Source organism: Veillonellales bacterium (genome assembly GCA_039680175.1).
In the GTDB taxonomy this organism is placed as follows: domain Bacteria; phylum Bacillota; class Negativicutes; order JAAYSF01; family JAAYSF01; genus JBDKTO01.
Genome location: JBDKTO010000095.1, coordinates 1 through 9072 on the forward strand (window position 1 = coordinate 1; position 9072 = coordinate 9072).

At 37.0% G+C, this 9072-nt stretch carries 7 protein-coding genes and 1 tRNA gene; 7 read left to right on the forward strand and 1 reads right to left on the reverse strand.

The window, feature by feature from the left end:
- Window positions 1-734 precede the first annotated feature (734 nt).
- The 5 genes from ABFC84_16020 (at window position 735) to ABFC84_16040 (ending at window position 7173) form a co-directional block, all read left to right on the forward strand.
- Window positions 735-2492, forward strand: a complete 1758-nt coding sequence (locus ABFC84_16020; GenBank protein MEN6414246.1) for a hypothetical protein — start codon at window positions 735-737, stop codon at window positions 2490-2492.
- A gap of 167 nt (window positions 2493-2659) precedes the next feature.
- Window positions 2660-4693, forward strand: coding sequence for a hypothetical protein (locus tag ABFC84_16025; GenBank protein ID MEN6414247.1), 2034 nt, complete (start codon window positions 2660-2662; stop codon window positions 4691-4693).
- Window positions 4694-4709: 16 nt separating this feature from the next.
- Window positions 4710-5396 carry a hypothetical protein gene (locus tag ABFC84_16030; GenBank protein ID MEN6414248.1) on the forward strand — a complete coding sequence of 229 codons (687 nt, stop codon included), beginning with the start codon at window positions 4710-4712 and terminating at the stop codon, window positions 5394-5396.
- An 83-nt stretch (window positions 5397-5479) separates the two neighbouring features.
- On the forward strand, window positions 5480-5677 hold the full coding sequence (locus ABFC84_16035; GenBank protein ID MEN6414249.1) for a helix-turn-helix domain-containing protein: 198 nt from the start codon (window positions 5480-5482) through the stop codon (window positions 5675-5677).
- Between the two features lie 257 nt (window positions 5678-5934).
- Window positions 5935-7173: a site-specific integrase gene (locus ABFC84_16040; GenBank protein MEN6414250.1), complete on the forward strand. Its 1239-nt coding sequence runs from the start codon at window positions 5935-5937 to the stop codon at window positions 7171-7173.
- 83 nt (window positions 7174-7256) lie between these two features.
- On the opposite strand, the gene ABFC84_16045 is transcribed toward ABFC84_16040, so the two are convergent.
- Window positions 7257-7331: transfer RNA gene (locus ABFC84_16045), tRNA-Gly, on the reverse strand.
- Window positions 7332-7924: 593 nt separating this feature from the next.
- Between ABFC84_16045 and ABFC84_16050 the strand changes: the two genes are divergently transcribed.
- Both ABFC84_16050 and ABFC84_16055 read left to right on the forward strand, forming a co-directional pair.
- Complete coding sequence (locus tag ABFC84_16050; GenBank protein ID MEN6414251.1) at window positions 7925-8140, forward strand: helix-turn-helix transcriptional regulator; 216 nt, start codon at window positions 7925-7927, stop codon at window positions 8138-8140.
- On the forward strand, window positions 8137-8733 hold the full coding sequence (locus ABFC84_16055) for a hypothetical protein (protein MEN6414252.1): 597 nt from the start codon (window positions 8137-8139) through the stop codon (window positions 8731-8733). The genes ABFC84_16050 and ABFC84_16055 overlap by 4 nt, the downstream gene beginning before the upstream one ends.
- Window positions 8734-9072 lie beyond the last annotated feature (339 nt).

Here is a 9072-nt window from a genome sequence, read left to right on the forward strand (position 1 = left end):
TTCTAAAACTAAATGACATTTTTTCTTAAGCTTTCTGGCGCGCAATATGAAATTTTATACATAATTTTATAAAGTGCTTTTTCCAGAAATAAATGCGGAAAATTCCGAGACTATTTGCGCGCTTATAGGTGCTGACTTTTAACGATTGTATTTATGAAACACAAAAACGCGGAGTGGAGTACACATGTTGCTCAAAGAATTGAAATACTGATGACTACGATAAGGAAATGAATCTTGCTTAAAAATATGGCCTCCCCAAAATAATTGGCCTATCAGGAACTGTTTTAATGTTCTCAATGTAAAACGGCTGTAAATAAGCAGAAATGATGTTAAATACTTACGGAAAATCGAGTTTCCCCATTTTCCCCATTAGAATTAAGACCATGTTATATAGAGAAATCACCAAAATTGGGGAAATTGGGGAAGGTTTTTCCTTTTATTATAAGGAAGGCATCGTTGCAGTAAGATACCACTTTAATTAAGTTAATCAATCATGAACAGTACATTGACAACTTGGAGCGGGGCAGGTTGATTTTACCTTTAGGGTGCAGATCCAGCGTAGGAGCATGATTGACGTTCCACTTAGGGATAGGCAGAATGAACAATTTAGGTCCAATGATGCCGCATAAAGCTGATGTGGAATCCCAACGGCCAGGGTATGGAAACGAACGCGGTTTGTCTGCCGTACCCCAAAGCACATCATTACCACTATAGATTATAAGGGCGGGAAAAGAATGACAACAAATATTGAGGGCTCAGATATATATAATATACTGCCGGAAACCATGAAATTGATTGAACAGAGACAAAAAGAGATTGCTAATTTTGGGTGGATGGATTTGGTAAAAGAGTTTACCAGAATAAGTGACCAGTTTCTTTTTGATGGCGAAAGTCATCTACATCATAAGGATTATTATGATACGGCATGCCGCTTCGATGAGAGAAAAGACCAAATTCATTTTGTAAAAGGAATAATTATGGACGCTGAATCTTTTGATGATTTGGCTATTCGAATAAAAAATGCAAACAGTGATTTACTTTTAGATGGTACAAATATTTATGGACAATTAGCTAACAAAATCAAATATTTAGATATTTACTTCGGAATAGAAAAAGTTGAACGAGAAGAACTTAAATCCGCTGATCTTGCCATATTACATATTTTATACAAAGTCTTTAACGATGAAAATTTACCTAGCGTAATATTGGATCGTGCTAAAAGTTCTACGTTTTTGCGATTTTATCATAATCAATATAATCCTTATTCTGAGGTAATACTTTTTATAAGATCATGCTTTTTGCAACAAATAGGATTTAAAGAGGCTTGGAATATTGAATATGTAAGAGGTTTAATTTATTCAGCTTTAAATGCAACAGAAGACATGTTTTATGACAATATTAAAAAGATTGTATCAAATATGGATAAGGAAAAAGAAAGGCTATTATTAGATAATTCTGTGGAAAGCGCTGTGCGTAAAAAACTATGTGATTATATAAGTAGCTTTCTAGAGGGCGAGGTGAGTAAGGAGTATAAATGGAACGATCCTGTATCGGATAATTTGACAAAAGATGAAGTTGATTTTGTATGCGCTTACTTTCATTTTATAACCTTAGGGATTGAAGATGTAATAAATAAGCCGCTTATTATATTAAATAATACAAAGGCATTTATAAAGCGGTTGGATAGAGGATTCAATTTTTTACCAAATTTTAAAGAATGGTTTGATTATAAAAGTTTGGGGCAATTTGTAAAAAGTAATTCATTATATATTGCCCAATTTATTGCCGATGAAGAGTTAGATTTAGTAATAGACCAAAAAGAATTAGAAAAAAGGAAGAACAATATTGAAAATCATTGCGATAATTATATAAAGTTATGTAAATTTATGTATGATGCTAATTTTTTAAGAAATATTAATAGTACAAAATTTTTAATTTTCATATATTTATACGAGAAGTGTAGTAGGGATGGAATTATGTTCAAAAAAGAAGGTTATAGAGGAGGAAAGGTGAGCAGAAATAGTATTTCAATGAAGGCAGTTTTCAGATACGTAAGTGAAAGGGTCGACCTTGATTTTCTTAAACTGGGTGAGGACCTTTCAAAGTATATTAAAGACCAAATAAATGGGAAAAATCAGATTAGCTATAGTGATTTCTTGAAGCAACAAGAAGAAAAGGATATTGGTCGGCATAAGCGAATAACGGCAGCTAATCAACTTATTGATGATGACGAAGTGACAAAGATAAAAGGAGTCATTGCTTTCGCAAATACAGTAGAGTCACTTTATCATAGAGAAAGTAAAGCCTTAATTAAAAGTAGAAAGAGAATGAGAAGTTACTTATTTGAATATTTAAAAAGGAATATACCGCTGTTGAAACAGAAGAATTTTCCAGTTAAGCGATTAACAGATTTAAAGGAAAAAATTTTCCCTCAAATGCTTCTGTGGAATATTATGGAATTTGAATTAAGACATTGTAAAATAAAAAAATGATCGATAGAACTCCACCTTGCGTTATTCGCAAGGTGTTTTTTTTGCCATAAAAAATGTCAAAGTCGTATAAATAGGCTGGACTAAAAGAAAAGCATATACTCAAAATATAGCCCAATATTGACGTCAATACGAATGGCTAATTTTAATCAGGAGGGGGATGTGTTTAATTGGAAAGAGACAATTGCATATTTGTTCCACCAGCTACCATACCATCATCACCATATAAGAAAGGAAAGATAGTTAGGTTGCCGGAGCTAGAAGTGAGAAAAGGTATTACAGTAGCTGATATAAGTACAACGTTTGTACCGCCTAGCGAATTTAATTCACCATTTAAAAGCATGGTAGAATATGAAGAACAAACGGGGATGCGTCTAATTCGACTACTTCCCAAGCGGCAAACAAAAACTATGCCGAAGCAAATTGGTAGTATATCAATAAAGTCTAGCGATAAATTTATTCGGCAATCAAACGGCTTATGGTGCGATGTACAAGGAAAGCCGAGACGGATTTGTAACTTTTACATCAATATTCGTGAAATTATAGTTCACAAAAAATACTATGGAAGTGAACGGAACTTTATCAGCTTTGATATTATTACCCAAAGTGGCAATTTGGAAGAAGATGAGATGCCGCTCGCTGAGTATAAAAAAATGCTCTATAAGCTAACTAATGATTATCCGCAGCTTTTTGTAAATCCCCAGTTTAATAACGCAGCTAATTATTTTCTGGAATATTCATCTATGATATATGCCGAGGCATTAGATACCATGAAGAAAAAAGTAGTTTACGATTATCACGGCTGGGAGAATGTTGACGGAAAGACAGTTTATTTGTCTAAGGCTTTACCCTATTGTAATGCCGAAGCTTATGTGCCAAGAGTCGATCCCAACAGGGCATCCCAGATTTATATGACAGGCCAATCATTTTTGGCCATTGGTAAGCAAGTCTTGTCGGATGATGGTTCAGTAAACTTGCTTGCCACTTTAAAGCAAATCTTACCCATTTTTCTTTACGCCCATGCAGGATATACGGCTAAGGTTTTTAAAGATGCCGGAGCTGATTTGCAATTTGTTTTGGCAATTATCGGGCAAACGGGCAGCTTTAAAACATCTGTCAGTAAGACGATATTTGAAGTCTTCAATACAAAGCCAATGCTCAACTTCCAGTCAACTCCCCGGGCAATAGAACTATACCGCGATTCTTGCCGTGATATGATTATGCTTCTGGATGACATATTCAGCTGCAAGGATAAAGAATCGATGGAAAAGTTTGAGAGGATACTCCGATGCTTTGGCGACGGGGTTGCGAAAGCAAAGTCGGATATCACTTCAAACAAGATTGAGCAATTTGATGTTCGCGGTGGCTGTGTTATTACTGCCGAAAATGATTTGGCACGTCAACAATCATCACACTTAAGGTTTCTAACAGTTCACGTTGATAACCATAGCTTTTCTGGCGAAGAATTAAAAAAATGGCAAATGGACGAATTGTTTTCAAAACGAAATTGTACATGGTCTAAGCTTCAGGAGTACTTTAGCCTATATATTCAATACCTATCCACGAATTATGATGCTGTAGTTGATAGGATAATGCACTTTGAACCACCTATATTGGAGTTAGAATTCCCGCGACTGCAAACCAATTATAAATGTATGGCAGCTTTAGCAAGATTAGTTCTTGATTGTGGTATTCATTCGTCAGCATTGTCAGCACAGGAAGCGGAACGACTTTATCACCAATGGATCTTAGTGATTCAGGAAGTGATTCTTGAAAATCAGCGCGAGAGTAAAGTGAGTGCGCCGTATAAGCTTTATTCATACGCCGTAAACCAAGGCCTTGGCACCGGAATGCTGGTTTTAGCAGCAAATAAAAACCTGTACGCTTCGGACAATTCGAATATGTACGGAGGGTTTATTAACTCAAAAAATGCGACGTATGTTCTTAATCCAGATAAGTGCTTTGAGTTCGTTGAAAAGTTCTATCAAAAGAAGGGTGGATCGTTTCAAGCTTCTGATACAGCAGTATACAGGGAACTATTAGAGAACGGGATAAGCCTGGGGTACAACGAGGCTTACAAGACAAAAACGGGTGAAACAGCAACTCGACAACGTTATCTAAAAAAAGTGCAGATTAATGGAATTCAAACGACCATGTTAATAGTAAAAATATCCAATTTCAACCAACTGGTTAACAATTTATAGTAAAGGGTGATTAATTATGAGTTTTGATTTACAAACAATCGTTGAGCGCATAATGCCGCCTATGCATTTTGCATTGATAACTCCTCAGAATGCAGCTGTAGTAGAGACTGCCAATGATTTATGGGCTGCGCTTGTCAACCGTAGGAGATTTGAGTGCTTACTTTTTGCTTCACCTGATGTGAGTTTCTTACATCAATTGGTGGGACAGAAATACCCGCCATTATATTTTCAAAACATTACTGCTGATGGAGCGGTGGCTCGGTTAGCAATTCCAATTGATTGTACGATGTACTTCGCGATGGAAGATGACTGTCAAGTAGTTAATCCCTTAGAAAATCCAAGTGCTATGGGTGTAACGCATGCATGCGTTACACCGACTACTTGTAATAATGGTTGTTGGGCTGTGTCGGGCTTAAACGGCTTTTGTGTAGCAGAAGGTATGGCCGAAGTTATTTCTATATTGAGTAGTTATAGATTGAAAGAGCCAACGGCTATTTGGTGCGAAGATCTCTTAATGGGGAGGTTTAAGGCACGTGAAAGCTATGTTAACAGGTTTTACCAACGTTATGATTTTCGGCATGAAATCATTAGTTGGATACCTATGGATCTGGATTGTTATATTGACGAAGCTTTTGATCAGAGAGAACATCGACGCCAGAAGAACCAAACTAGGCTATTTGATTTATATGAAAAAGGCTTTTAGCAGAAAAATATATAGTGGAGTGTCAAGATATCATTATGAGACGTTTTTAACTTACAAATTTTATTTACGAAGGAGGATTTTTGATGAAAAGTAAGTCTTCTAATCCTAAGTTGTTATACTCAATTAAGGAAATAATGGAAATAATCCCCATAAGCAAAAGCGGTCTCTATGCCGCAATAAAAAAAGATTTAATTCCACATAAAAAAATTGGTGGTAGAGTGTTCATTTTGGCTAGTTTTGTTGATGATCTCTCGCCATCATCCCAAAAGCACGGAGCATAAATTGACAGTGGGGCTGATCTTTAAACAAGGTCGGCCCCACTAGTTGATTAGAAGAGGTTGGGTTAGAAATTTCAGATTGAGTCGGTCGCCAGAAACGGGCCAAAGTCTCGACTGTGCTATCGAACGTTTTTGTTCTGCTGTCAGCGTATTACATCAGAATTGGACTGTTGAATTGCCGTAATAATATGTCGTGCGAAAGGTCGGCTACCCAACTAAAGGGTAACCATTTAATTGATTCGTTTTTAGGGGGAGAGACAATGATAAAACGCGGACATGGTGAAGGCACCATATACGAAGATAAATTACGAGGGTTGTGGATTTGCGAAAGAACGTATTCTGACCGGGAAACCGGCAAAACCAAGCGTAAGAAGTTTGCAGCTAAAAGCCGAAAGATGGCCGTAGTTAAGGCAAAAAAGTTTATTCAGGATATTGAAAGTGGTCTCTTGGCTGAAGCCTCTAAAGTGACTGTTGGAGATTGGGTATATCGGTGGTTGAACGATTACGTAAAAATTAGGGTCCGACCAAGAACTTGGGAAAAGTATAAAAGCTGTCTCGAATGCTATATTTTACCAAGGTTTAAAGATACATTACTAAAAAATCTAAAGGCTCCTGATGTTCAACGGCACTTTAACAGGCTGTTAGAAAAAGGACGCCAAGATGGTGAAAAGCTCTCTTCTTCAACTGTTCGGGGAACAAGACGATACTTTACAATGTGTATTGACGGGGCGATTAAGGCTGGTCTGCTTACTCATAATGTCGTAAAGCAGACAGAACCGCCCAAATTGGTAAAAAAAGAAATTATGGTCCTTGAGCCGGAGCAGGCAGAAAATTTAATTAGTCGGGCAAAAATAATTAAAAGTCCATTTATGAAAAAGATAATGCCAATGGTATTACAGTTGGCTCTCCACACGGGCATGAGGCAAGGAGAACTATTTGGATTAAAGTGGACGGATATAGATTTCAATGTAGGCTGCATATACGTTAAGCGGTCCTTGGCATATGTTTCCGGACGGGGTTTTATTCTTCAAGACCCTAAAACAAAATCCAGCAGAAGAAAAATTCCGGTTATGCAAGATGATGTTGCGGCTTTACTTCAATATCAGGCTTGGCAGGATTCGTATAAGGATGAATTGGGTGATAAATATTTGAGTCATGAGCTTGTATTCAGCAATATGTTCGGCGGTCCGCTCGACACTGGTAATTTTGTTAGCCGTTATTTTAAACCTTTATTAAAAGAAGTAGGCATTAAAGACGGTTTTACTTTTCACGATTTGCGTCATACACATGCTACCATATTATTGCGTGAGGGAGTGAATCCGAAAATCGTACAGGAACGTTTGGGCCATAGCACCGTTACGCTTACCCTTGACCTTTACAGTCATGTGCTTCCCGATATGCAGGGGGTAGCTGTAGAGGCGTTAGAAAAAGCATTTGCGAACGACAAGACTGCGAGTAGTAAAAAAGATAATATGTCTAATAAGTCTACTGAATTCTAAGCATTCCATACAGTTTTGCCCCACTTTTTGCCCCACTAAGCACAAAAAAGCCTTCCGACAAACGCCGGAAGGCTTGAATTTACTGGAGCGGGTAACGAGATTCGAACTCGCGACCCACGGCTTGGGAAGCCGGTACTCTACCACTGAGCTACACCCGCTCGCTATAAGAGAATGGTACGGGGAATGAGTCGGTGCTTTGCGCTATTTTAGAGCTGACAAATTATCTGTATGACTATTCCAACGTTACATAGTATACCATAAAAAATCAGCCGTATCAAGGCCCTGATAAGTTCCTCACGGTACGCTGACACAATAGTCTAGTCTGTCCCGTGCTTTTTTGGACTGCAAGAAGGGTAATGTGAAGTTCAGACGGCTGAAAACATGGTACTTTTGCTCCGTATATGAAATTTTAAGAGAACTATCTGCTTCCTAATGCAATCAGTATACCATCTAATTTCAGCAATGACAAGGTTTTGAAGGCGTTTATTATTCGCTTCTTGGTATACTGTGTATCATTTTATTGGGCCGATGGATGTTTATTATGTAGACTTTGTGTAACATAATATTCCTAATACGAATTCGTAGATTCCAGGGCCTTTAGCATTCGGTTGCTGGTTAAAATTATTTTATATTTTGGGAAAAACATCAATCTTAAAAATTAATGTAATATAAACTTGACAATATGAGCAGTATATTTTACAATTATGATGTAAATAAATTTTAGATGGGGATGAAAATGACTAAATCAACAATGCAATTAAAAATTTCCAACCGGTTACACGTTATTCGAGCGGAACATAAAATTACCCAAGAGCAATTGGCTAGAGAGATAGGAGTTACGCGAGCAACAATTGTTGCTATTGAAGGAGGTGGATATAATCCATCTTTAGAACTCGCTTTTCGTATAGCGAGGTATTTTAACACAGATATTAATAATATTTTTTCGGTTGAGGAGGAAGTAGGGTGAAAAAAATTGATACAGTTTTACTAAAAATTTTTTTATATGAGGTACCAATACTAATGCTCTATTTTATTTCTCTTTTTATTTTTGGTTTGGAAAAAGCGGCTCAATCCAATGTTTATGCAAAGGTTTGGTATGATTTTGGCGGATTGATTGTTTTTGGTTCCTGGATGGTTATTTCTCTTTTCTTAAGTGTTAGGCTGATGATATCGGCAGCTTTTAGAGAAAAGGTATTATCTAAAATTACATTTCTCAAGGAACGAGATGAACGCGAAATTATTTTGACAGGACAGGCAGCAAAAACCACAATGTTGACTACACTCGCTGTTTTAATATTTTTATTCGGTTTATCATGTTTTCAAGTTTCGGTTTATCATGTACCGCCGGAGCAAGTTGTCGACGGGAAAAGCAACGTGTTGGCATTAGGTCTTAATCTTGATTTAGCAAGTAATTCACAGTGTGATGATTCCAAGAATATAGATAGAAAGGATATAGTCTCTTACAGAGGATTGCCTATTTCTAATTCATTGGTGATTTTAGGACTAATTGGTTGGCAAGTTGCATCGTACAATTACCTAATGCGCCGAGCTATGAAATGAAAGATATAAAAAGTTCTTTACTAGAGGAGCATTCCCGTTAAGTAAAAATAGTGGGTTTGAAAAAAAGAATACCTCACGTAGAATAAAAAGGGTTAACTGGCCGGTCATAAATCACCGAACTGCCTTTTCGCAGCGCGATTTTTAAAAGGTCACCGGTCAAGCTATCATAACAAATCAGCGGATGATAGCCATGAGCTGTGTAGTGATAATAGATATGGGAGTCTCTCCTTTGTTGCTAGTGTATTTTTGCGATTACATTATAACAAAGTGGAGGCTTTTTTTGCATCTTTTAGCTTCACCTATTGGTTCCTGTTGGTACGCTGAAGCAATAGTTTTGCT

Excerpts from the sequence above, each read along its gene's own strand:
- ABFC84_16020 (MEN6414246.1), top strand. The coding sequence starts at position 735 with ATGACAACAAATATTGAGGGCTCAGATATATATAATATACTGCCGGAA.
- ABFC84_16030 (MEN6414248.1), top strand. The coding sequence starts at position 4,710 with ATGAGTTTTGATTTACAAACAATCGTTGAGCGCATAATGCCGCCTATG.
- ABFC84_16035 (MEN6414249.1), top strand. The coding sequence starts at position 5,480 with ATGAAAAGTAAGTCTTCTAATCCTAAGTTGTTATACTCAATTAAGGAA.
- ABFC84_16040 (MEN6414250.1), top strand. The coding sequence starts at position 5,935 with ATGATAAAACGCGGACATGGTGAAGGCACCATATACGAAGATAAATTA.
- ABFC84_16050 (MEN6414251.1), top strand. The coding sequence starts at position 7,925 with ATGCAATTAAAAATTTCCAACCGGTTACACGTTATTCGAGCGGAACAT.